21 protein-coding genes are annotated in these 24,138 nt (G+C 70.9%); 17 read left to right on the forward strand and 4 right to left on the reverse strand.

Translation table 11 applies throughout. The features are described from left to right. Positions 1-108: 108 nt before the first annotated feature. A complete protein-coding gene (locus SMD20_RS04140) occupies positions 109-1,035 on the reverse strand; it encodes an MBL fold metallo-hydrolase (protein WP_329574994.1) in 927 nt (308 codons plus the stop codon). Between the two features lie 111 nt (positions 1,036-1,146). On the opposite strand from SMD20_RS04140, the gene SMD20_RS04145 reads away from it, so the two are divergent. Further along, positions 1,147-1,578: a single-stranded DNA-binding protein gene (locus tag SMD20_RS04145; protein WP_329574997.1), complete on the forward strand. Its 432-nt coding sequence runs from the start codon at positions 1,147-1,149 to the stop codon at positions 1,576-1,578. Positions 1,579-2,211: 633 nt separating this feature from the next. Here the strand turns inward: SMD20_RS04145 and SMD20_RS04150 are convergent. Next, complete coding sequence (locus tag SMD20_RS04150; protein WP_329574999.1) at positions 2,212-3,786, reverse strand: DUF1015 domain-containing protein; 1,575 nt, start codon at positions 3,784-3,786, stop codon at positions 2,212-2,214. A gap of 95 nt (positions 3,787-3,881) precedes the next feature. On the opposite strand from SMD20_RS04150, the gene SMD20_RS04155 reads away from it, so the two are divergent. Both SMD20_RS04155 and SMD20_RS04160 read left to right on the forward strand, forming a co-directional pair. Next, positions 3,882-4,304: a tetratricopeptide repeat protein gene (locus SMD20_RS04155; protein ID WP_329575002.1), complete on the forward strand. Its 423-nt coding sequence runs from the start codon at positions 3,882-3,884 to the stop codon at positions 4,302-4,304. Between the two features lie 258 nt (positions 4,305-4,562). Then, entirely contained in the window at positions 4,563-5,537 is a 975-nt protein-coding gene (locus SMD20_RS04160) for an HAD-IIA family hydrolase (RefSeq protein ID WP_329575004.1), read from the forward strand. A gap of 190 nt (positions 5,538-5,727) precedes the next feature. Here SMD20_RS04160 and SMD20_RS04165 read toward each other — a convergent pair whose 3' ends face one another. Beyond that, entirely contained in the window at positions 5,728-6,075 is a 348-nt protein-coding gene (locus tag SMD20_RS04165) for an SCP2 sterol-binding domain-containing protein (protein ID WP_329575007.1), read from the reverse strand. Positions 6,076-6,211: 136 nt separating this feature from the next. On the opposite strand from SMD20_RS04165, the gene SMD20_RS04170 reads away from it, so the two are divergent. The 12 genes from SMD20_RS04170 (at position 6,212) to pssA (ending at position 19,359) form a co-directional block, all read left to right on the forward strand. Next, positions 6,212-6,517: a hypothetical protein gene (locus SMD20_RS04170; protein WP_329575009.1), complete on the forward strand. Its 306-nt coding sequence runs from the start codon at positions 6,212-6,214 to the stop codon at positions 6,515-6,517. After that, a complete protein-coding gene (locus tag SMD20_RS04175) occupies positions 6,514-7,326 on the forward strand; it encodes a TlyA family RNA methyltransferase (protein WP_329575012.1) in 813 nt (270 codons plus the stop codon). Before SMD20_RS04170 ends, SMD20_RS04175 begins: the two co-directional genes overlap by 4 nt. Further along, positions 7,323-8,225 carry an NAD kinase gene (locus SMD20_RS04180; protein WP_329575013.1) on the forward strand — a complete coding sequence of 301 codons (903 nt, stop codon included), beginning with the start codon at positions 7,323-7,325 and terminating at the stop codon, positions 8,223-8,225. Before SMD20_RS04175 ends, SMD20_RS04180 begins: the two co-directional genes overlap by 4 nt. 95 nt (positions 8,226-8,320) lie before the next feature. Then, on the forward strand, positions 8,321-10,039 hold the full coding sequence (recN, locus tag SMD20_RS04185; protein WP_329575016.1) for a DNA repair protein RecN: 1,719 nt from the start codon (positions 8,321-8,323) through the stop codon (positions 10,037-10,039). 73 nt (positions 10,040-10,112) lie between these two features. Beyond that, positions 10,113-11,309 (forward strand): putative cytokinetic ring protein SteA, encoded by a 1,197-nt coding sequence (gene steA, locus SMD20_RS04190; protein WP_329592420.1) that lies wholly within the window; start codon positions 10,113-10,115, stop codon positions 11,307-11,309. Next, a complete protein-coding gene (locus SMD20_RS04195; protein WP_329575019.1) occupies positions 11,306-12,283 on the forward strand; it encodes a copper transporter in 978 nt (325 codons plus the stop codon). Before steA ends, SMD20_RS04195 begins: the two co-directional genes overlap by 4 nt. Position 12,284: 1 nt before the next feature. Next, complete coding sequence (locus SMD20_RS04200) at positions 12,285-13,139, forward strand: hypothetical protein (protein ID WP_329575021.1); 855 nt, start codon at positions 12,285-12,287, stop codon at positions 13,137-13,139. Between the two features lie 111 nt (positions 13,140-13,250). Next, positions 13,251-14,861, forward strand: a complete 1,611-nt coding sequence (murJ, locus tag SMD20_RS04205) for a murein biosynthesis integral membrane protein MurJ (RefSeq protein ID WP_329575023.1) — start codon at positions 13,251-13,253, stop codon at positions 14,859-14,861. Between the two features lie 284 nt (positions 14,862-15,145). Then, positions 15,146-16,639 (forward strand): glycosyltransferase family 4 protein, encoded by a 1,494-nt coding sequence (locus SMD20_RS04210; RefSeq protein ID WP_329575026.1) that lies wholly within the window; start codon positions 15,146-15,148, stop codon positions 16,637-16,639. Between the two features lie 174 nt (positions 16,640-16,813). Beyond that, the gene (locus SMD20_RS04215; protein ID WP_329575029.1) at positions 16,814-17,797 is read left to right on the forward strand and encodes a TerC family protein; all 984 of its coding nucleotides are present in this window, start codon (positions 16,814-16,816) and stop codon (positions 17,795-17,797) included. A 109-nt stretch (positions 17,798-17,906) separates the two neighbouring features. After that, complete coding sequence (locus SMD20_RS04220; protein ID WP_329575031.1) at positions 17,907-18,548, forward strand: phosphatidylserine decarboxylase; 642 nt, start codon at positions 17,907-17,909, stop codon at positions 18,546-18,548. Beyond that, positions 18,535-19,359 (forward strand): CDP-diacylglycerol--serine O-phosphatidyltransferase, encoded by an 825-nt coding sequence (gene pssA, locus SMD20_RS04225; RefSeq protein WP_329575034.1) that lies wholly within the window; start codon positions 18,535-18,537, stop codon positions 19,357-19,359. The genes SMD20_RS04220 and pssA overlap by 14 nt, the downstream gene beginning before the upstream one ends. Positions 19,360-19,559: 200 nt before the next feature. Here the strand turns inward: pssA and SMD20_RS04230 are convergent, their stop codons facing one another. Then, positions 19,560-20,216: an MBL fold metallo-hydrolase gene (locus SMD20_RS04230; RefSeq protein ID WP_329575035.1), complete on the reverse strand. Its 657-nt coding sequence runs from the start codon at positions 20,214-20,216 to the stop codon at positions 19,560-19,562. A gap of 371 nt (positions 20,217-20,587) precedes the next feature. Between SMD20_RS04230 and uvrA the strand changes: the two genes are divergently transcribed. Together uvrA and SMD20_RS04240 are read left to right on the forward strand one after the other, a co-directional pair. After that, positions 20,588-23,428, forward strand: coding sequence for an excinuclease ABC subunit UvrA (gene uvrA, locus SMD20_RS04235; RefSeq protein ID WP_329575037.1), 2,841 nt, complete (start codon positions 20,588-20,590; stop codon positions 23,426-23,428). 177 nt (positions 23,429-23,605) lie between these two features. Next, positions 23,606-24,109 (forward strand): Rieske (2Fe-2S) protein, encoded by a 504-nt coding sequence (locus SMD20_RS04240; protein WP_329575039.1) that lies wholly within the window; start codon positions 23,606-23,608, stop codon positions 24,107-24,109. Positions 24,110-24,138: the final 29 nt, after the last annotated feature.

Here is a 24,138-nt window from a genome sequence, read left to right on the forward strand (position 1 = left end):
GGCAGAGGGACCTCCGGTTTGGTCGCGTGCGTTCCAATCCCTCATGTGCGGCCGAGCTGTCCGCTCTCGCGGTGGCTGTGCGCAGCAGGTCAGCGGGTCGGCGGCAGCTTACGGCGACACGCGGTCGAGCCAGTGGAGGATGCCGGCGACGTTTGACGGAGCTCCGCTCAACAACTCGAAATGCTCGGCCGTCGCGTCGTCCGACTTCAGCGCGGTGTAGCGCTCCTTCGTACGGTCACGGACCATGGCGATGGCATGGTCCAGATCCAAGCCCTCGGAATGGGCCTGCCGGGTCAGATCCACCCAGACACGGAGCTCCTCGGCGGACCGTTCGAGGGTGTCCTGAACCGCCTCCACCGGGCCGTAATGGCTGAAGAGTAGACGTTGTGGCCCGAGCGCCTTGAACAGGGCGATCGAATTGAGGGCGGTCTGCAGGTCGAAGTCCGGCGGCGGCGTGGCGGGACGCAGGTCGCCGGTCTCGGGAAGGTACACGCCTGCTGCGTCGCCCACGTACAGGTCGCCGGTGGCGGAGTCGACGAGGCCCACGTGATGCTTGGCGTGACCGGGGGAGTAGTGGCTGCTCAGCGTACGCCCGTTGCCGAGATCGATGGCGCCGGTGTCGCCGAGGGCGACGATGCGTTCGGCCTCGGTGGGCGACAGCTCGCCGAAGAGGGTGTCGAGCCGGTCGCCCCACACCATCCGGGCGCTCGCCATGAGCCGCGAGGGGTCGGCCAGGTGCCGCGCACCCTTCTCGTGTACGACCACCTGGGCGGACGGGAAGAACCTGGCGATGTCCCCCACTCCGCCGGCGTGGTCGAGGTGGATGTGGGTCACGACGACGGTGGCGAGGTCCTCCGGCCCGACGCCGAGGGACGTGAGCGCGTCGCGGACCACCGGGGCGGAGGTCGAGGTACCGGTCTCCACCAGGCATGGCCGGTCGCCCAGAATCAGGTATCCGGCGGTGATGCCCGCGTATCCGGCCATCCTGGTGTCGATCTCATAGACGTCGCCGCCTAGCGCGGTGATGTTGTCCACAGGTACTCCCGAGCGTGCAGCCGTTGTCCCCAGAATGGCGCTCGGCCGTTCCGGGCTCCTCTTCATCGTAAAGAGTGATCTCCGGCAGAGCACCGACAGGAGGGACGAGGAATGGACCGGAACGAGGTCTTGCTGGTGGGACGGCTCTCGGCGGCGCCCGAGGACCACACGTTGCCGAGCGGCGACACCGTCACGAAGTGGCGCATCATCGTACGGCGCCGCCGGCGGCAGCGACCCGGCGCGACGCTGACGGACAGCGTCCCGTGCGTCACCTTCAGCCTGGAGACGGCAGACGTCGTCCGCGGCCTCAAGCCACGCGACTATCTGCAGGTCACTGGCTCCTTCCGCTGCCGCGTCTTCGGCCCGACAGGAGCCAAGACCTGGAAGTACGAGGTGGAGGTGACCAGCGCGAAACCCGTGGATGCGATCGCGGTCGCGGAAGATCCGCCGGACGGGGATGGGGGCGGCGTCGGCGAGGAGGCCGGGGGGACGGTCACGCCATTGGTGCCGAGGCGGGTGCTGCAACTGGCCAGGGCAAGCTGATCTCCTGCCTCATCCACTGCGGCGGAGGGGATGAGAGCACGACGACAAAGGGCTGTTGCGCAGGGCCCGTGCGCCTCGTCCGCCGGCGACGAGGCGCACGCCTCTGGTTCGTACCTGCGGCGAGGCGCACGCCGCCGGTGTCCCTAGGGGCGGCGAGGCACATACTCCTCTGGTGTCCCTAGGAGCGGCGAGGCGCATGCCCCTGATGTCCTTGGGGGGCGAGGCACACGCCGCTGGTGTCCTGCGGGGGCGAGGCGAGCGTGCTCGGGTCCGTCGGGGGTTGCCTCAGTAGCAGATGGTTGGCTCAGCAGCGAGCCTGGGGTCCGGTAGTTCCGCGCCGGGTCTGTCGCGGGGCCGTGGTTCACCCGCTTCCGCCCGCCGCCCGGCCAGGAGAACACCGACATCGGCTTCCGCGCCGACGCATTGGCTGAGGCCCAGTTGGCTGCATGCCCAGGTTGGGTTTTGGGGCCGGCTGGGTTGTGGGGCCAGTTGGCTCCACGCCAGTTGGGGTTGTAGGGCTGGTTGGCTGCGGGCCCGGCTAGTTATGGGGCTAGTTGGTTGCGGGCCGGGGCAGTGGTGGGCGGGAGCAGCGTGGTCTGAGAGCGCTGTCCCGCCTGGGCAGCTATCTGCCTGTCAGTTGATGGCGAAGGTGCGGAGGACCAGACCGGTTCGGGGTTTGGGGCCGAAGGAGGTGGATTTGCGGGGGACGCGTTCGCCGCCGGCAGCGACGGCCAGGACGTCCTCGGTCGCCAGCGGCTTGAGGATCACGGCAGTGCCGCCGGTGCTGGTCGCGAGCTTGGCGGCGGCCTCGATGTCGTGGTGCACGATGCGTACCGCCTGCTCGTCGTCACGCATCCCCCACACCTTCGGCAGGATGAACTCGCTCAGGATGGAGGTGTTGAGAGAGTTCCAGCGGTCGGAGTGGTCAGCCGGCATGGCAAGAGCCAACTGGACGGGATCGGGGTCGGTGATCAAGTACGCGCTGGCTTCGTCAGCCAGGAGGAAAGCCGGGTCCGGGCTGTTCTCGAACGCGGCCAGACCCTCTGCGAGGGTGCCGAACTCCTGGACCCGCCAGGACTGACGGGCCTGGGCGGCCGCCTTCGCCAAGGGGAGGCCGGGGATGACGCGGTGGATCGCTTTGAGGTCGGGCGGATAGGCGGTCGAGTCGACCAGCAGGGCCAGACCGAAGTCCCAGGGGGCTACCAGAGTGGTGGAAGGAGGCTGGTGCGAGCCGTCTGCCGGTGAGGAGTGAGCTGGTGTGAGGCCGGCGGCAGCGTCACCAGGCCTTGCGGCGCTGCTGCTGAACAGGATGCTGGCGGGTGCTGCGTTGCCGGACTCCACGCCTTTGGGGGCGGTGTCCCTGGGCGTGGGTGAGGGCTCGGCAGGAGGATGGGCCAGGCGTTCCTGGCGTTGGAGGACGCGGTAGGTGGCGTAACGGTGATGGCCATCGGCGATCAGAGCTTGGCGGTCGTGGAGGTCGGCGTTGATGGTGGCGATCTCGGACGTGTCGGTGATCGCCCAGAGGCGGTGGGTGACGCCGTCCTCCGTCTTGGCCGACACCAGGGGGCGACGTCGGGTCGCCACCTCCTCCACGAGGCGGGTCGTCGGGCCGCCGGCGCCGTCGTAGAGGAGGAAGATCGGCTCCAGATTCGCCTGGGTGGTGCTCATGAGGGCCAGGCGGTCGGCGATGGGTCCGGGCATCACGTCCTCGTGCGGAAGGATGACGTGCTGGCCAGGGTCCGTCAGGGCGACGTCGCCGATCAGGCCGCGTTGCAGAAAGTACGGGCCATGCTGCTCGTACACGTACAGGGCCGGGCGGTCGTCCGGGACCAGGATGCCTTCACGAAGCCATGCCTGCAGGGTGTCCCGGGCCTCTGCGTAACGCGTCTCCGGCGGGAGTTCGTCGTCCTCAGGAAGGGCCTCGTCGGCAGGAAGGGCGCGGGTGGCAGGAGTTGTGTGGGTGGCAGGAAGGGCTTGGGCGGGATCGACGCGGGGGGTGCGGGGAAGGATGAGGCGGACGACGTTGTTCGGATGCAGTTGGAGGAGCGTGTCGACGTCCGCGTCGGAGATCAGGTCGTAGGGCGGGGAGGTTACCTTGGCGGGATCTTCGACGGCGAAACGTACGCCGCGGAAGGGCCGTAGCACCAGTCCATCGGGCACTGGCAGTTCAGGAGTCCCCATACCGGGCATGCTGCCATAGATGGTCATGCCTTCCGGAAATCGCCCCTCGGTTTGCAACCGTGCCCTGCCTTCACGGCGGGACAGGGCGTGTTCGTCGTCCAGCGATGGAGGGAGTCTCGCCGATGGTTGGAGAAGGAAACGCCCATGATGAGACCTCGGGTGCTCCCCGGGGCAGTGTTTACGATTGGTACCAGCGTGGGGTAAAGCTGCTGAAGGACGGCAGTCCGGCGGCGGCGGCCGCGTTGCTGGAACGGGCCGCGGAGGTCGAACCGGAGTCGCGCAGCATCCGGGAGGCGTTGGCGCGGGCGCAGTTCAACTCGCGGCAGTACAGCGAGGCGGCCGCGAGTTTCCGGCAGATCGTCGAGGCCAATCCTGCTGAGGACTACGCGTACTTCGGGCTGGGGCTGGCGTTGTGGCGTACGGGGGACATCGAAGGGGCGCAGGAACCGCTGGCGATCGCTGTTGCGATGCGCCCCGATGAGCGGCATTACGTGTCGGCGTTGAAGAGTGTGCGTGCCACTTTGCGGGCTCGGCGGGAGATGTAGTCGTAGGAGGGTTGGCTCGTTTCTGCCTGCCGGTGGCGAGTGGCGGGTGGCGGGTGCTCATTGGTGGGCGGCGTCTGCTTCGTGTGCCGGCGGGGACGTACGGCTGCCGAGGCTGAGGTGGTTGGCGTGGGTGCGCGTGTAGCACCAGTGGGGGCGGTGTTCTTGGCCGGGGTGCTGGGCAGTCCGCCGGTGCGCGGGGGCGGCAGGGCGCGACGCTAGAGTCTCACCCGGCGTGTGAGTCGAACGGGAAGAGGCGCGGTGCTGATCGACGGGTACGACACTTTGCTGCTCGACCTGGATGGCGTGGTCTACCTGGGTCCCCGGGCAGTGCCGGGCGCGCCGGCGGCGCTCGACGAGGCGCGGGCGCGGGGGGTGCGGCTGGCGTACGTCACCAACAACGCTTCGCGGACGCCCGCCGCCATCGCGGCGCACCTGCGGGAACTCGGCGCGCCGGCCACCGCCGAGGACGTCGTGACGTCCGCGCAGGCGGCGGCGCGGCTGATCGCGGAGCGGGTGCCGCCGGGGTCGGCGGTGCTCGTGGTGGGTGGGTCGGGGCTCCGGATGGCCGTACGTGCCCGAGGGCTTCGGCCGGTCTCGACCGCCTTCGAGGCGCCGGTCGCCGTGGTGCAGGGGATCGCGCCGGGGCTGTCGTACGGGCTGCTGTCGGAAGGCGCGCTGGCGGTGCGGCAAGGGGCGTGGTTCGTGGCGTCCAACGGGGACAGCACCATGCCCACCGGGCGGGGCGAGCTGCCCGGCAACGGGGCCATGGTCCGGGTCATCGCGGCCGCGACCGGGGTTGAGCCGGTGTACGCGGGAAAGCCGGACCCGCCGTTGCACAGGGAGTCGATGATTCGTACGGGGGCCCGGCGGCCGCTGGTGGTGGGGGATCGGCTGGACACCGACATCGAAGGGGCGTCCAACGCCGGGGTGGAGTCCCTGCTGGTGCTGACCGGGGTGGCCACGGCGGCCGATGTGCTGACGGCCGAGCCGCGGCATCGGCCGACGTTCGTGGCCGAGGATCTGGCGGCCCTGCACGCGGACTATCCCGAGGTGCGGGACGGCGCGTGTGGTGGATGGCAGGCGCGATGGCGTGACGGCGTGCTGCATCTGGAGGGGGACGGCAGCCGGATCGACGGGTTGCGGGCGGCGTGTGACGCGGCCTGGGCGGCGGCCGGAGAAGGGCGGGTGGAGGAGGACGCCGTCAAACCGGTCCTTGAGCGCATCGCCGGTTGAGCTGCCCGTGATGACCGAGCGCCTTCGAGGTCGGGGCTTTGGTGGCTGCGTGGTCGGGGAGGATGAATCGGCGGTTCACCGACTGTCGCCGGCTGCCCGGTCATCGCCGGGTGTGGTGGAGCCTCGGCGGCGGCGGGGCGGTTTCGCTGTTCGCTCGTCGCCGAAAAAATGGTGCGGCCGGGTGAGCCGGTCAGAGCAGGCGGCGTAGGCGGAGGAGGTCGCCGAAGCTGGCGTCGACCTTCACCCGGCCCCCTAGCAGCGCCCGCGCCAGATCCAGTTCGCCGTCCACCAGCGCGATCAGGTCGTTGCTCACGATCGTGAGCTTGACGTCGGCGGGCTTGCCTCCCGGCGGCGGGTGCTCCGTGAACGGATCCAGCCCCCCGTGGTGCAGCCGCCCATAGAAGGTCACGTCGAGATCGGAGATCCGGCAGCTGACCGTGCGTTCGACCACATGCTTGGCACGGTCCTGCTCGTCGATCTCGTCGAACTGCGCGACGAGCTTGGCCAGTGCCGTCCGGCACTCCTCGACGCTTGCCATGGTGAGCATCCTCTCCTTCTTGGTCGGGCCTATGCGGACCGTAGCGTTCCACATGACTAGCACCCCCGTACGACCTACAACGTGTGACACGCCTGCCAAGGTCCCGGGTGCTCGCGGGAGGCGTTACGGTCGAGTCATGAGTGAGCTGCCGCACGAGACCGGCGACGACCGGGTCGACGCCATCGTGGCCGGCCTGGGCCGCCTGGGCGAGCTGCCCGTGGGCGAGCATCCGCGGATCTTCGACGAGGCGTTCTCGGCGCTGGAGGCCGCACTGGGGGCCGTGGACGACGACCCGGCGCGGGCCGTGCACGAGATGGCGCGCGCGGCCCACCAGCCGGAGCGCCAGGAAATGGCTCACCTCGCCGACCCCCGCCAGCCGGGTGATCCGCGGGCCGCTCAGATGAACCAGGGCATGGGGTTCCCGCCGCGGGGAGACCGGTGAGCCGGCGCATCCGCCTCGACAGCGAGCTGGTGCGCCGCGGCCTGGCGAGGTCGCGTGAGCAGGCGGCCCAGCTCATCGACGCGGGCCGGGTCACCGTCGGCGGCCAGACCGCGCGCAAGCCCGCCACCCAGGTCGACACCGCCTCCGCCATCGTCGTCGCCACCTCCCCCGACGGTCCCGACTACGTCTCGCGCGGCGCGCACAAGCTGCTCGGCGCACTGGAGACGTTCCCGGCGCTCGCCGTCGAAGGGCGCAGGTGCCTCGACGCGGGCGCGTCCACCGGCGGGTTCACCGACGTGCTGCTGCGCCGCGGCGTGGCCCACGTGCTGGCCGTCGACGTCGGCTACGGCCAGCTCGCCTGGTCGCTGCGCACCGACGAGCGGGTGACGGTGATGGAGCGGGTCAACGTCCGCGACCTGACCCCGGAGATGGTGGGGGAGCCGCCGACGCTGGTCGTGGGCGACCTGTCGTTCATCTCGCTGCGGCTGGTGCTGCCCGCGCTGGCCGCCGTCGCTGCGCCGCGCGCCGACTTCGTGATGCTGGTCAAGCCGCAGTTCGAGGTGGGCAAGGAGCTCGTGGGGGCGGGCGGCGTGGTCCGCGATCCCGTGCTGCGCGCGCAGGCCGTGCGTGACGCCGCCGCCAAGGCCCTGGAGCTGGGGCTGAGCGTGCGCGGTGTGACCGCGAGCCCGCTGCCGGGGCCGTCGGGCAATGTGGAATACCTGCTCTGGCTGGGCAAGGGAGAGGGCGAGCCTCCGGTCGCCGACCTGGAGGCCGAGATCGAGCGTGCCGTGGCGGAAGGGCCGCAATGAAACGGACCGTGCTGGTCGCCGTACACACCGGGCGGGACGCCGCCGTCGAGAGCGCCCGCCTGGTGATCAACCGGCTGGTGGACGCGGGCATCGCCGTCCGGGTGCTCGAATCCGAGTACGGGGAGATCGGCTGCGCAGGGGTCGAGGCCGTGCCCGGCGACGACCCCGGCGCGGCCAAGGACGCCGAGGTCATGATCGTGCTCGGCGGCGACGGGTCGCTGCTGCGCGCCGCGGAGCTGGCCAGACCGGCCGGCACCCCGCTGCTGGGGGTCAACCTGGGGCACGTCGGGTTCCTGGCCGAGGCCGAGGTCGACGACCTGGCCGGGGCCGTCGACGCGGTCGTGGCGGGCCGGTACGACGTCGAGGAGCGCATGACGATCGACGTTCTCGCCCGGCAGAACGGCAAGATCCTGGCCGACACGTGGGCGCTCAACGAGGCCTCGGTCGAGAAGCAGGAGCGCATGCTGGAGGTCGTCGCCGAGATCGACGGCCGGCCGCTGTCGCGGTGGGGCTGCGACGGCGTGATCTGCGCCACGCCGACCGGCTCGACCGCCTATGCTTTCTCCGCGGGCGGGCCGGTCGTGTGGCCTGAGGTCGAGGCGCTGCTCACGGTGCCCATCAGCGCTCACGCCCTGTTCGCCAGGCCACTGGTGGTCTCGCCGCGGTCCACCCTCGCTGTGGAGATCCTGCCGGATACTCCCGGCGGGGTGCTGTGGTGCGACGGGCGGCGCCGCTTCGAGCTGCCGTCCGGCACGAGGGTGGAGGTGCGCAGGGGTGCCGAGCCGGTCCGGCTGGCGCGGCTGCACGGCGTCGAGGACACCGGCGCGCCGTTCACCGACAGGTTGGTCGCCAAGTTCGAGCTGCCCGTCCAGGGCTGGCGCGGAAGGGTGCGACCCTGAGTGAATGGAAGCAGGACCGCGTAGGATCGCGTGGGCACACGTGTTCGGGGAACGGGCCGTGTGATCGGCAGGCACAGCAGTGACGGGAGTGGGCAGTGCGACCAAGGGTCGAGGAGGTCCGCATCCAGGGGCTCGGCGTCATCGACGAGGCCGTCCTAGAGCTCAGCCCGGGCTTCAACGTGGTGACCGGTGAGACCGGCGCGGGCAAGACGATGGTCGTGACCGGGCTCGGGCTGCTGTTCGGCGGCCGGGCCGACCCGTCCAGGATCCGGCCGGGGGCCGAGCGGGCCAGGGTCGAGGGCACGCTCGTCGTCGAGCCTGGCGGCCGGGTGGCCCAGCAGGTCGAGGACACCGGCGGCGACGTCGAGGGCGGCGAGCTCATCATCTCGCGTACCGTCTCGGCGGAGGGCCGCTCCAGGGCGTGGCTGGGTGGGCGCACGGTGCCTGTCGGCACTCTGACGTACCTCGCCGACGACCTCGTGGCCGTGCACGGGCAGATGGACCAGCAGCGGCTGCTCCAGCCCGCCAGGCAGCGCGCCGCGCTCGACCGGTATGCCGGCGAGGAGCTGGTCAAGCCGTTGCGGGCGTACACACAGGCGTACAAACGGCACAAGCAGGTCGCCGTGCAGCTGGAGGAGCTGACCACCCGCGCCCGGGAGCGGACCCAGGAGGCCGACCTGCTCCGCTTCGGCCTGGAGGAGATCGAGAAGGTCGACCCCAAGCCGGGCGAGGACGTCGAGCTGCGCGAGGAGGAGGAGCGGCTCTCGCACGCCGACGCGCTGCGCAGCGCCGCCACCACGGCCCACACCGCGCTGCTCGGCGACCCCATGGAGGCCGCGGGGGGCGCCCACGACGTGATCTCCCTGCTCGGCGAGGCCCGCGCGGCCGTCGAGGCGGTGCGCGACTTCGACGCCCAGCTCGCCGGGGTCGCCGACCGGCTCGCCGAGGCCGGCTACCTCATCTCCGACGTCGCCACCGACCTCGCCTCCTACGCCGAGTCGATCGAGGCCGACCCGTCCAGGCTGGCGGTCGTGCAGGAGCGCCGCTCGGTGCTGTCCGGGCTCATCCGCAAATACGGCGAGCAGAGCGCCGACAGCGCCGGCGTACTCGCCTGGGCGCAGCGCGCCGCCGCCCGCCTAGCCGAGCTGGAGAACGACGACGAGCGCATCGACGAGCTGACCCGCGAGCACGACGAGCTGACCGACAAGCTCACCGACCTCGCCGCCGAGCTCACCCGGGTGCGCGAGGCCGCCGCCGAGCGGTTCGGCCTGGCCGTCACCGAGGAGCTGACGGCGCTCGCCATGCCGCACGCCCGAGTCGTGGTGCAGCTCACGCGGAGCGCCGAGTTCGGGCCGGAGGGCGTCGACGAGGTCGAGCTGCGGATGGCCGCCCATCCTGCCGCGCCGCCGCTGCCGCTCACCAAGGGCGCCTCGGGTGGCGAGCTGAGCCGCGTCATGCTCGCCATCGAGGTCGTCTTCGCGGGCGCCGATCCGGTGCCGACGTTCGTCTTCGACGAGGTGGACGCGGGGGTCGGTGGCAAGGCGGCGGTCGAGATCGGCCGCCGGCTGGCCCGGCTGGCCCGCACGGCGCAGGTGATTGTGGTCACACATCTGCCGCAGGTGGCGGCCTTCGCCGACCAGCATCTGGTGGTCGAGAAGGCCAGTGACGGCAGCGTGGTGCGCAGCGGTGTCACCACGCTCGACCACGAGGGCCGCGTACGCGAACTGTCGCGCATGCTGGCGGGTCTGGAGGATTCCGAGCTCGGCCGGGCGCACGCTGAGGAGCTGCTGGGGCTCGCCGCGGCGGACAGGTGATCGTGGGTGACATAGTGGACACGCCACGTGATGCGTGGCCTCTCCGCTGTTTCGCTCTGGCAGGATGGTCATGATGAAGGTTCCGGGAAGCAGATTGCCGGGCCTCCGCGGCAGGAAGGTCGGCGACCTTCCCGGCATCACGGCAGTGGCGAGGATCGACCGGCGCACCAAGAGGCTCACCAAGCGCCTCGGGCCCGGTGAAATCGCGATCATCGACCATGTCGACGTGGACCGGGTCAGCGCGGAGGCCCTGGTCGCATGCGGTGCCGCCGCCGTGGTCAACGTCGCGGCCGGCATCAGCGGCCGCTATCCCAACCTGGGGCCGCAGATCCTGCTCGAGGCCGGCGTGCCATTCGTCGACAACGCCAGCCCGGAGTTGTTCGAGCGCGTCAAGGACGGCGACGTCGTCCGGCTCTGCGACGGCGTCGTCCACCTGGACGACGACGTCATCGGCAAGGGCGAGGAGCAGACCCTCGAAGCGGTCGAGGCCGCCATGGCCGAGGCGCGGGCGGGGCTGTCGGTGCAGATCGAGGCGTTCGCGGTCAACACCATGGAGTACGTCCGCGGCGAGGGCAAGCTCCTCATCGACGGCGTCGGCGTGCCCGAGATCCGCACGGAGATGGAGGGCAGGCACGTCCTCATCGTCGTGCGCGGATACCACTACAAGGAGGACATCGCCACCCTCCGCCCCTACATCCGCGAATACCGGCCCGTCCTGGTCGGCGTCGACGGCGGCGCCGACGCGCTCCTGGAGGCCGGCTACCTGCCCGACGTGATCGTGGGCGACTTCGACTCGGTCTCCACCAAGGCGCTGACCTGCGGCGCCGAGCTCGTCGTGCACGCCTACCGCGACGGCCGGGCCCCCGGCCTGGAGCGCGTGCACCAGCTCGGCCGCGAAGCGGTGATCTTCCCCGCCACCGGCACCAGCGAGGACATCGCGATGCTCCTCGCCGACGACAAGGGTGCCGAGCTGATCGTCGCCGTCGGCACGCACGGCACGCTGGAGGAGTTCCTCGACAAGGGGCGCTCCGGCATGGCCAGCACCTTCCTCACCCGGCTCATCATCGGCAGCAAGCTCATCGACGCCAAGGGCGTCAGCAGGCTCTACCGCAGCCGCATCTCCACCTCGCAGCTGCTGCTCCTCGTGCTCACCGCGCTGTTCACGATGGGCGTCGCGCTGGTCTTCTCGCCGCTCGGCAAGACGTGGCTGAACGGCCTGCAAGACGTCTGGAACGCGTTCATCTTCTGGCTGGTCGGACTCTTCTCGTGATCGATTTCCGCTATCACCTCGTCTCCATCGTCGCGATCTTCCTGGCGCTGGCGGTGGGCATCATCCTGGGCACCACCCTGCTCCAGGACCCCGCGCTCGACCTGGCCAAGCGCACCAGCGACGAGCTGACCAGCGCCAACAACGGCCTGCGCGCCGACCTCGACGCGCTGCGCGGGCGGCAGGCCGGCAACGACGCGTTCATCACCGCCCGCACCCCGCAGATGGTGGCCTCCGAGCTCGCCGGGCAGCGCGTGCTGCTCATCGAGACGCCCGGCTCCAGCACGAGCGTGCGCGAGGCCGCCCAGCAGGTGCTGGACGAGGCGGGCGCCAAGGTCAGCGGGCGGGTCACGCTGACGGAGAAGTTCCTCGACCCCGAGAGCAAGGGCGTCATCGACGGGCTGGTCGACCAGCTCAAACCGGCCAACATGGTCTTCCCCGCCACCGCCACCAGCTACGACCGTGCCGCTTCGCTGTTGGCCGGCGCCCTCGTCACCAACGACTCCGCCCAGGCCGGCACCCCCAACACCGCCACCGCGGGCGTGCTCGACGCGTTCGAGACCGGCGGCCTGCTCAACGTCGAGGACAACCCGGCCGAACGGGCCACGCTCGCCGTCATGTTCGCGCCGGAGAAGCCGTTCGAGGGCGAGACCGCCGAGGCCCTGGCCGGGGCGCTGGTCTCGGTCGCCGACGGGCTCGACGTGGCGGCCGGCGGCACCGTGCTCGCCGGGACCGCCGCGAACATCGCGCTGCCCGGCGACCTCATCGGCGCCGTCCGCGACGACAGCGAGGTCTCCAAGCGCGTGTCCACCGTTGATACCGCCGACATGCCCGTGGGCCGCGTCGTGATGGTCTACGCTCTGCGGGAACAACTGGCCGGGCACGCCGGCCAGTACGGCATCGGCAAGGGCGCCACCGCGGCCCTGCCGGCGGCCGTCACCCCCAGCCCGACCCCATCCGCCCAGTCAGGGAGCTGACATGGCCCGAGGACTGCTCCACGCCTTCGCCGGCGCCGCCATCGGCGCCGTCGCGGCCCGCGCCGCCTACGCCGCCTTCACCCGCAACCGGCTGCCTGACGACCTGACCGGCCGTTGGACGCGCAAGAACCACCGCGGCGAGCCCATCACGCTCCTGGAGGGCCCCGCGTTCGTCGCGGGGGCGGGCGCGGCGGCGGCGCTCACGCCCGGCCTGCCCGGCCGGCTGCGCCTGGCCGCCCTCGTCGCGGGCGGTGGCAGCGGCGCGCTCGGCGCCTACGACGACCTGTACGGCACGACGTCCTCCAAAGGCTTCAAGGGCCACCTGACCGCGCTGACCCGCGGCGAGGTCACCAGCGGCGCGGTGAAGATCCTCGGCATCGGCGCCACCGGGCTCGGCGCCGCCGCGATCGCCGGCGGCGGCCCGCTCGACGTCCTGGTCAACGGGGCCGCCATCGCCGGCGCCGCCAACCTCGCCAACCTCTTCGACCTGCGCCCCGGCCGCGCCATCAAGGTCGCCCTGCTGACCGGCGGGCCGCTGCTGGCCGCCTCGCTGCTGCGCGGCTCACCCGCCGCCGCGGCACTGGCCGCCCTGCCGCTCGGCGCGGCCGCCGCGCTGCTGCCCGACGACCTCGGCGAGCGTGCCATGCTCGGCGACGCCGGCGCCAACGCCCTGGGCGCGCTGCTCGGCCTGGCCGCCGTCACCCGGCTCGGCCGGCCCGGCCGCTACGCCCTGCTCGGCACCGTGGCGGCGCTCACCGCCGCCTCGGAGAAGATCAGCTTCACCAAGGTCATCGCCGGGAACCCGGTGCTCAACCGCATCGACATGCTCGGCCGCCGGCCCGTAGCGCCCGCCTGACCCGGTCGGTCCGCGTTATCCACAGGTGGCCCCCCGTGACGCGCGAGTGTCGGCGCGGCCTGCCAGGATGATGTCCGCGCGGAAAGCCCGCGCGGGGGCGAGGGAGGCCGGATGGGAGTCGTGACGGCGCGGGGCGTGGCCGGCGGGGCCGTGCTCATCGGGGCCATCACCGTGCTGGCGCGCGTGGCGGGCTTCGCCAAGCAGTACGCCTTCGCGCAGACCGTCGGCACCAACTGCCTGGCCTCGGCCTACATGACGGCCAACCAGATCCCCAACATCATCTTCGAAGTGGTCGTCGGCGGGGCGCTGGCCGGGATGGTCGTCCCGGTGCTGGCCCGGCACGCCGACGGCGGCGAGGGCGACCGTGAGCGGGCCGGCTGGATCGGCTCGGCGCTGCTGACCTGGGTGGTCGTGGTCCTGGTGCCGCTGGCGGTGCTCACCGCGGTGTTCGCCGGGCCGGTCATCGGGCTGTTCTTCGGGTCGCAGCTCGACGGGTGTCCCGACGTCGAGGCGGTCACTGCCGTGGCGGCGCGCATGCTCGCCGTGTTCGCGCCGCAGATCCCGCTGTACGGCGTCGCCGTCGTGCTCTACGGCGTCCTGCAGGCGCACAACCGCTTCGCCGGGCCGGCGGTGGCGCCGCTCGTGTCGAGCATCGTGGTGATCGTGGCGTACCTGATGTTCGTGCCGCTCAGCGGAGGCGACAGCAACCCGGCGACCGTGCCCGGGCCGGCTGAGCTGGCGCTGTCCGTGGGCACCAGCCTGGGGGTGCTGTCGCTGGTGCTCACCGTGCTCGGGCCGGCGGCGCGGCTGGGGCTGCGGTGGCGGCCGGTGCTGCGCTTCCCCGACGGAGTGGCCGGGCAGGTGCGCCGGCTCGCGCTCGCGGGCGTCGCGGCGCTGCTGGCGCAGCAGGCGGCCATGATCGTGGTGCTGTTGCTGGCCAACAACGTGGTCGGCACCGGGGCGATCGCGGTCTACAACTACGCGTGGGCGATCTATCTGGTGCCGTACGCGGTGCTGGCCGTGCCCATCGCCACCAGCGCGTTTCCCCGGCTGTCCGCGCAGGCCGGGGACGCCGAGGCGTTCGCGGGGCTGGCGGCGCGCACCACGCGGGCCGTGGTGCTGGTTTCGGGGCTGGCGGCCGGCGTGCTGGCGGCGGCCTCCGGGCCGGGAGCGGTGGTGTTCCTCGGGATGAAGAGTGAGGTGCCCGCGGTGGATCTGGCGCGGGCGGTCGCGCTGTTCGCGCCGGGGCTGGTGGGCTACGGGCTCATCGCGCAGCTCAGCCGGGTGCTGTACGCGGCCGGGCGCGGGCGGGAGGCGGCGGCCGGCACCGTGGCGGGGTGGGCCGTGACGATGGTCGCGCAGACCGTTCTCGCGCTGGCGCTGCCCGCAGGGTGGCAGGTCGGCGGTATGGCGCTCGGCATGAGCATCGGTATGACGGCGGGCGGGGTGCTGCTGCTGGGCGCCGTCGTACGGGCGCGGGGCGGTGGCGCCGCGACCGGACTGGGACGGGCCCTGGGGGCGGCGGCGGGCGGCGGGGCGCTGGGTTACCTCGCCGGGGACGCCGTGGCCGGATGGCTCGGGGCTGAGGGGATCTGGGCGAACGTGGGCGCCGCGGTGCTCGCCGCCGTGGTGGCGGCGGGTGTGGGCGGCGCGGTCGCGGCCGTCGTTGACCGGGCCGACGCCGGCGCGGTGACCGCGATGCTGCGCCGCCGCCGAGGCTGACGTGCCGGCGGGGTGGTGATGGGGGCTTTCGGGATGGAGGGCCGTCGGGCTGAAGGCCCCGGGAGGGAGGCCCGTCGGAACGGGTGGGCTTTCGGGAGACTTGTAGGGCGGTCGGGACTGAAGGTCATCGGACTGGAAGTTGTCGGTTTGAAGATCTCAGACTCGAGATCATCGGGCTTGGGTGGCCGTTGGAGCTGGAAGGCCGTTGGTGTGGAGAGCCGGTGGGCTGAGGGGCTGGAGCCGGCTGGTCGCGGGTGAGTGTTGCAACTGAGGGAGGGGTGGGCGTGCGGGTGGCGTTCGTGCTGGGCACCACGTCCGGCGGTACGGGTCGGCATGTGCGGATGCTGGCCGAAGGGCTGACGCGGCGGGGGCATCAGGTGCTCGTGGCGGGGCCGCGCAGCGTGGAGGAGCAGTTCGCGTACGGCGAGGCGGGGGCGCGCTTCGTGGAGGTGGCCGTGGCGGACCGGCCTCGTCCGGCGGCCGACGTGCGCGCGGTGCTCGCGCTGCGGCGGGTGACGCGGGACGCCGACGTCGTGCACGCCCACGGGCTGCGCGCCGGGGCGCTGGCGGCGCTCGGCACATGGGGGCGTCGCCGGTCGCCGGTGCCGCTCGGCACATCGGGGCGGCGCCGGTTGCTGGTGGTGACGTTGCACAACGCGCTGACCGCGGGCGGGCTCGTCGGGTTCGTCTACGGGGTGCTGGAGCGGATCGTGGCCCGGCGGGCCGACCGGGTGCTGGTGGTCTCGCCCGACCTTGGCGAGCGCATGACGGGGCTCGGGGCGCGGGACGTCCGGGCCGCCGTGGTGCCCGCGCCGCCACTGCGCCCGGCGAAGCGCACCCCGCGCGAGGTCGCTGACGAGCTGGGCGCGGGGGAGCGGCCCATCCTGCTGACGGTCGCGCGGCTGGCCCAGCAGAAGGGACTGGAAACCCTGCTCGACGTCGCCGTCGGGCCGTGGGAAGAGGCTCTGGCTGAGTTCGATGTAGCCGCTGGGCCACGGGAAGAGGCTCTGGCTGAGTTCGATGTCTCGGTTGGGCCACGGGAAGAGGCTCTGGCTGAGTTCGATGTCTCGGTTGGGCCACGGGAAGAGGCTCTGGCTGAGTTCGATGTCTCGGTTGGGCCACGGGAAGAGGCTTCGGCTGAGTTCGATGTCTCGGTTGGGCCACGGGAAGAGGTTCCGGCTGAGTTCGATGTCTCGGCTGGGCCACGGGAAGAGGTTCCGGCTGAGTTCGATGTCTCGGCTGGGCCACGGGAAGAGGTTCCGGCCGAACTCGATGTTTCCGCCGGGCCGCGGGAAGAGGCTCCGGCCGACGGCAAGGGCAGGGCGGGGCGGGGGAGGCCGCTGTTCGTGGTTGCCGGTGAAGGGCCGTTGCGTGGGGAGTTGGAGCGGCGGATCGCGGCCGAGGGGCTTCCTGTGATGTTGCTCGGCAACCGCGACGACGTGCCCGATCTGCTCGGCGCGGCGACCGCCGTGGTGACCGCCACCCGCTGGGAGGGCCAGCCCCTCAGCATCAGGGAGGCTCTCATGGCCGGGAAACCGGTGATTGCCACCGCAGTAGGGGGGATCCCGGAGATCGTGGGGGATGCCGGGATTCTCGCTCCCTATGGAGACGTTCGCGCGCTGCGTGAGGCCGTACGGAGGTTGCTGGAGGAGCCGGGGACCGCGGAACGGCTGGCGGCGGCGGCCGTGCGGCGAGGACGGGAGATGCCGGACGGCGACGAAGCAGTGGAGAGCGTCCTGAATGTGTACGAGACGGGGCGGATACCCCGGGATGATTAGGCGGGGATAAGGCGTTCTCGTATACTGCCTGGGTTAGGGAGGGGAGTATCCCTTCGCGACAGCCTCGTCATCACGGTGCAGCCCCGCTCCACGGGGCCCCCGGGGCTGCCGGTCCGCGGTTCGCGGGCGGGAGAGACCTCCGGCAATGAGTCGTGCATGCCGGAGGGTTGAAACGTGATGGTACCCCTGTGGGCTTGGCTGGCCGTGATCGGCGGACTCCTGGTCGTGCTCGCACTCGACCTGTGGATCGTGGACCGGGGCGAAGCGCGAGAGTTCTCCATGCGGCAGGCCGGCTACTGGGTGACGTTCTACGTCATTCTGGCCATCGCGTTCGGGGTGGTGTTGTGGGCCACTCTCGGCGGCGTCAAAGCCGGGGAATTCTTCGCCGGCTACATCACCGAATACAGCCTGAGCGTCGACAACCTGTTCATCTTCTTCATCATCATGAGCAGGTTCGCGGTCCCGCGGGCCTACCAGCACAAGGTGCTGCTCGTCGGCATCCTGCTGGCGCTGGTCATGCGCGGCATCTTCATCGCGCTCGGCGCGGCGGCCCTGGAGCGCTTCAGCTGGCTGTTCTACGTCTTCGGCGCCTTCCTCGTCTACACCGCGGTCAACATCGTCCGCCAGCACCTCAAGGGCGAGGAGGAGGACTTCAACGAGAACCTCCTGCTCCGCTGGGTGCGCAAGGCCTTCCCGACCACCGAGGGCTACGCCGGATCGAAGATCACCGTCAAGATCGACGGACGGCGCATGGTCACCCCGATGCTCATCGTGATGATCGCCATCGGCACCACCGACCTGCTGTTCGCGCTCGACTCGATTCCGGCCATCTTCGGGCTCACGCAGGACCCCTACATCGTCTTCACGGCCAACGCGTTCGCCCTGATGGGGCTGCGTCAGCTGTACTTCCTGCTCGGCGGTTTGCTGCAGCGGCTGGTGTACATCAGCTATGGTTTGGCGTTCATTCTCGGGTTCATCGGGGTTAAGCTGGTATTGGAAGCGTTGCACTCCAGCAATGTCTCCTGGGCGCCCGAAATTCCCATTTGGGTCTCGCTCACGGTCATCGGCACCACCATGGTCATCACGACCGGGGCCAGCCTGATCAAGGCGCGCATCGACGCGCGGAGGGGCGAGCAGCCGCATCCTGAGCAGGTCTAGCGCGACGGGCTTCGAGGCGCTTTGCTTTGTGTAGCCGTGCCGTGTAATAGTTGCGAGTTCTGTAACATCATGGCAAAGCGCCCAGTCCAGTCACCACCAAAGGTTGTACGTGTCAGACGATTCTGCTAAGTCGAGCGGCATCCGGCTCGCACGCGGGGTCTCCCCGTGGCTTCTCCCGACGGCGGCCACGGCGGCCGCCACCGCGCTGCTGACGCGCAAGGACCGGCGATGGGCGTTCGCGGCGGTGCCGTTGAGCGCGCTCACCGGGGGGATGCTCTGGTTCTTCCGCGACCCCGACCGGACCTTCGGGAAGGGGCGCGTCCTGTCGCCCGCCGACGGCGTGGTGCAGAGCATCGACCCCTGGCCCGACGGCCGCACCCGGGTCGCGATCTTCATGAGTCCGCTGAACGTCCACGTCAACCGCGCCCCTCTTGCGGGAAATGTCGCCTCCGTGCAGCATGTGGCAGGTGGGTTCCTGCCGGCGTTCAACAAGGACAGCGACCAGAACGAGCGTGTGGTGTGGCATTTCGAGACCGCGCTGGGTGACATCGAGATGGTGCAGATCGCGGGCGCGGTCGCGCGCAGGATCGTGCCCTATCTGACCTCGGGCGCGAAGGTCGCCCAGGGCGACCGGATCGGGCTCATCCGGTTCGGCTCGCGCGTCGACATCTACCTTCCCGAAGGGATCTCGCCCGCGGTGTCCGTGGGGGAGAAGACGGTTGCGGGGGTGACCAGAATTGACCGCGGCTGACGCCGGCAGTTGGCAGGCGAGCGAGGAAGAACCGCGGGGCCCGGTCGGCAAGGCCTTCCGCCTCTCCGCGGCGGACTCGCTCTCGATCGGCAACGCGGTCTGCGGCTTCCTCGCCGTGTGCGTGCTCGCCTACTCCGCCATCCAGCAGCTCCAGGTCGCGGGCGGGCGCTTCACGCCCGATCCGAGCTACTTCGCCACCGCGATCGTGCTGCTGCTCATCGGCGCCACGTGCGACCTGTTCGACGGCCTCGTGGCGCGGCGCTTCCGGGCCTCGGCGATGGGCGCCGAGCTCGACAACCTCGCCGACGTCATCAGCTTCGGGTTCGCCCCCGCGTTCATGGTGGTGATCTGGGGCGGGTTCACCGACCAGGTGCCGTTCGCGGCGGTGCTCGTGGCGGCGGCGTCCGTGCTGGTCGCCGGGGTCGTACGGCTGGCCAGGTTCGCCTGCGTCAAGACCAAGAGCGGCGACTTCATGGGGCTGCCCATCCCGATGGGCGCCATGACGGTGATCTCGATCGTGCTGCTGTTCCAGCCGAGCATCTGGACGCTGGTCGGCGTTCTCGGCGTGGCCTGGCTCATGGTCAGCCGGATCGAGTACCCCAAGCCGAAGGGGCAGCTCGCGGCGGTCGTCCTCGGCTGGATCATGGTCAACGTGGCCTTCCTCACCTTCTGGGTGGCCTGGCCCGAGGGCGGTGACCTGCCGATCAAGATCGGTGCGACCATGCAGATCGCGCTCGTGGCGGCGATCCCGCTGCGGATGATGTTCTACAAGCGGGAGCAGCGCCGGGTAGCCGAGCGAATCCACAACTAACGGGATTTTTCGGCATATTTCGGTTTTTATGGATCCAGGTCGGCGACGCCGCGAGAGCACACGCGTACGCGGCATCCCGGCAAGCCGACCATGGAGCCGGCGCAGCGCGGGCTGACGGCGACGCTCCGCGCGCGCCCGCCCGCAGCTGACCCTGCCCCGCAGCTGACCCTGCCCGCCGCTGACCTCGGAGCCCGGCGGGACTACCAGCCCCGGGCCTTCCACTCGGGCAGGGAGGGGCGCTCGGCGCCGAGGGTGGTGTCCTTGCCGTGGCCCGGGTAGACCCAGGTCTCGTCCGGCAGACGGTCGAAGACGCGGGTGACCACGTCGTCGTAGAGCTGGTTGAAGCGCTCGGCGTCCTTCCAGGTGTTGCCGACGCCGCCAGGGAACAGCGAGTCGCCGGTGAACAGGTGCGGCCCCGCCTCGCCGCCGTCGTACAGCAGGGCGATGGAGCCGGGCGTGTGACCGCGCAGGTGGATGACCTCCAGCGAGACGCGGCCCAGCGGGATCGTCTCGCCGTGCTCGACCGTGCGGCCGGCCGGCAGCGGGAGCGCGGGGGCGTCGAGCGGGTGCGCGATCACCTGCGCGCCCGTCACCTTGGCCACCTGCTCCAGCGCCTGCCAGTGGTCGCCGTGCTGGTGCGTCGTGACGATCGCGCCGAGCGGCTGGTCGGCGATCAGCGCGAGCAGGCGGTCGGGCTCGGCGGCGGCGTCGATGAGCAGGCCCTCGCCCGTCTCCGTACAGCGCAGCAGATAGGCGTTGTTGTCGAACGGGCCGACGGCGAGCTTGGAGACGGTCAGCGCGGGCAGCTCGCGCACGTCGGCGGGACCGCCGACCTGGACGTCACCTGTGTAGGTCATGAACAGTCCTTCGGGGGCGTCGCGGGCAGATCAGCGGGGGCCGGCGTCGTCAGCCACGACGGCGGCGGGTGAAGACCGTCCCGCGCGGCCGAACAGGAACGTCCGCCCCACGAGCACCAGCCTAACGCCTCGCCCTTGGATCTCCCTGTGTGCCGGTCCGGCATGTCGGCCGGCGGCCCGCCCGGGTCCCGGAAGGGCATAAAACACCAGGTCAAGGCGTTCGCATCAGAAGGCATCCTGCCGAGCCGGCAGATGGCCGTAATCTGAGAGGGACGGGTTTTCGGAGGACTCACTGCGGGCCGCCGAAATTGTCGGAGCCCCCGTCTACCATCCCCCGTGGACCTATCCGCCTTTCGACTACCGGGATCGCCGTGGCCGACCGCCTGATCGTGCGTGGTGCACGAGAACACAACCTCAAGGACGTCTCGCTCGATCTGCCGCGAGACTCGCTGATCGTCTTCACCGGCCTATCCGGCTCGGGCAAGTCGAGCCTGGCCTTCGACACGATCTTCGCTGAGGGCCAGCGGCGCTATGTCGAGTCGCTGTCGGCGTACGCCCGCCAGTTCCTCGGCCAGATGGACAAGCCCGACGTCGACTTCATCGAGGGCCTGTCGCCCGCGGTGTCGATCGACCAGAAGTCCACCAGCAAGAACCCCCGTTCGACCGTCGGCACCATCACCGAGGTCTACGACTACCTCCGCCTGCTGTGGGCCCGCATCGGCAAGCCGCACTGCCCCGTGTGCCGGCGGCCCATCGCCCGCCAGACGCCGCAGCAGATCGTCGACCGCGTCATGGACCTCGACGAGGGCACCCGCTTCCAGGTGCTCGCGCCGGTCGTGCGCGGGCGCAAGGGCGAGTACGCCGAGCTGTTCCGCGAGCTGCAGACCAAGGGCTTCGCGCGGGCCCGGGTCGACGGCACGGTGGTGCGGCTGGAGGAGCCGCCGACGCTGAAGAAGTACGAGAAGCACGACATCGAGGTCATCGTCGACCGCCTGTCGGTCAAGGAGTCGGCGCGCCGCCGGCTCAACGACTCGGTCGAGACCGCGCTGCAGCTGTCCGGCGGCACGATCACCCTCGACTTCGTCGACCTGCCCGAGGACGACCCGGGCCGTGAGCGGTTCTACTCCGAGCACCTCTACTGCCCCTACGACGACCTGTCGTTCGAGGAGCTGGAGCCGCGCTCGTTCTCCTTCAACTCCCCGTTCGGCGCCTGCCCCGAGTGCACCGGCCTCGGCACCAAGATGGAGGTCGACCCCGACCTGGTGGTGCCCGACCCGGAGCGCACGCTGCGCGAGGGCGCGCTGCACCCGTGGTCCGGGGGCCACACCAGCGAATACTTCGTACGGATGATCGAGGCGCTGGGCAACGCCATGGGCTTCGCCATCGACACCCCGTGGGAGCAACTGCCGAAGAAGGCGCAGAAGGCCCTGCTCTACGGCGCCGACGAGCAGGTCCACGTCCGCTACAGCAACCGCTACGGCCGCCAGCGCTCCTACTACACCGACTACACCGGCGTCATCACCTGGGTGCAGCGCCGCCACGCCGAGGCGGAGAGCGACTCGAGCCGCGAGCGGTTCGAGGGCTACATGCGCGAGATCCCGTGCCCGGCCTGCAAGGGCGCCCGGCTCAAGCCGGTCACCCTGGCCGTCACGGTGGCCGAGAGGTCGATCGCCGACGTCGCGTCGATGTCCATCGGCGAGTGCGCCCAGTTCCTGGCCGAGCTCAAGCTGTCCGACCGCGACATGCACATCGCGGAGCGCGTGGTCAAGGAGATCAACGCGCGCCTAGGGTTCCTGCTCGACGTGGGTCTCGACTACCTCACCATGGACCGCGCCGCGGCCACCCTGGCCGGTGGCGAGGCGCAGCGCATCCGGCTGGCCACGCAGATCGGCTCCGGCCTGGTCGGCGTCCTCTACGTGCTGGACGAGCCCTCCATCGGCCTGCACCAGCGCGACAACCTGCGGCTGCTCGACACGCTCGTCAGGTTGCGCGACATGGGCAACACGCTGATCGTGGTCGAGCACGACGAGGACACCATCGCCGCCGCCGACTGGGTGGTCGACATCGGTCCCGGCGCGGGCGAGCACGGCGGCCAGGTCGTCGTGTCCGGCACCGTACAGGACCTGCTGAGCAGCGAGGAGTCGCTGACCGGGCAATACCTGTCGGGGCGGCGGAGCATCGAGGTGCCGTCCGGCCGGCGCAAGCGCGACAAGAAGCGGCAGATCACCGTCAAGGGCGCGCGCGAGCACAACCTCAAGGGCGTCGACATCGACTTCCCGCTCGGCGTGTTCACCGCCGTCACCGGCGTGTCGGGGTCGGGCAAGTCGACGCTGGTCAACGACATCCTCTACAACGCACTGGCCAAGGAGCTCAACGGGGCGCGTACGGTGCCGGGGCGGCACTCGCGCATCAACGGCATGGACCTCGTGGACAAGGTCGTCCACGTCGACCAGTCGCCGATCGGGCGCACCCCGCGCTCCAACCCGGCCACCTACACCGGCGTCTTCGACCACATCCGCAAGCTGTTCGCGGCCACGACCGAGGCCAAGGTGCGCGGCTACCAGCCCGGGCGCTTCAGCTTCAACGTCAAGGGCGGCCGCTGCGAGGCGTGCGCGGGCGACGGCACCATCAAGATCGAGATGAACTTCCTGCCGGACGTCTACGTCCCCTGCGAGGTCTGCCACGGCGCCCGCTACAACCGGGAGACGTTGGAGGTCCACTACAAGGGCCGGACGATCGCCGAGGTGCTCGACATGCCGATCGAGGAGGCGCTCGGCTTCTTCGACGCCATCCCGGCGATCCGGCGTCACCTGCAGACCCTGCACGACGTGGGTCTCGGCTACGTACGGCTCGGGCAGCCGGCCACCACGCTCTCCGGCGGCGAGGCGCAGCGCGTCAAGCTCGCCTCCGAGCTGCAGCGGCGGCAGACCGGCCGGACGATCTACGTGCTCGACGAGCCCACCACCGGTCTGCACTTCGAGGACATCCGCAGGCTGCTGGGCGTGCTCGGGCGGCTGGTCGACGGGGGCAACACCGTCATCGTCATCGAGCACAACCTCGACGTCATCAAGACGGCCGACTGGATCATCGACATGGGGCCCGAGGGCGGCTCGCGGGGCGGCATGCTGGTCGCCAGCGGCACGCCGGAGGAGGTCGCGCTGGTCGAGGAGAGCCACACGGGGCGGTTCCTGCGCAAGATCCTGTCCGTCTGAGCACGTGACGAGCGCCGGCTGAGCCGACGCCGGTCCCGCCCGGAGCACATACCCGGAAGCGGGACCGGCGGGGTGCGGCAATACAGTTGTGGCACGGGTAACGGCCTGACCTGCAGGGGGTCAGCGGCGACGCGAAGGGTCGAGGCGATCATGACAGTTACGGAGCGGGGCGGAGCCATGCCTGGAGACGGGCGGCCGGAGGACACGACGCGGCAGGAGCGGAGCGACGTGGCCGTACGGGCGGACGGTGGCGTGGCTGGACGGGGGTCCGCGCGGGGGTCCGGGGGCGTGCCCGGGCGGCGTGAGGTGCTCGGGGTGGCCGGAGTGGCGGTGTGCGGAGTGGCGCTCGCCGCCTGCGGCACGGGCGGTGCCCAGGCGCGTCCCAGCCTGAAGGGGCAGGTCATCGCCAAGACGGCCGACGTACCCGTGGGCGGCGGCAAGCTCATCGGCGACCTGAAGCTCGTCGTGACGCAGCCGCAGCAGGGGGTCTACAAGGCGTTCAGCGCGGCCTGCACGCACAAGGGCTGCACCGTCAGCACGCCGAAGGACAACATCATCAGGTGCGCCTGCCACGGCAGTGAGTTCGCCGCCGACAGCGGCGCCCCCAACAAGGGGCCGGCCACCGCGCCGCTGACCGCCATCGCGGTCAAGGTGGAGGGCGACGGCATCGTGGTGGCCTGAGCGGGTATTTCTACGTGGTCCCCCGGATT

It is taken from the genome of Nonomuraea sp. LP-02 (assembly GCF_036289125.1).
GTDB lineage: Bacteria > Actinomycetota > Actinomycetes > Streptosporangiales > Streptosporangiaceae > Nonomuraea > Nonomuraea bangladeshensis.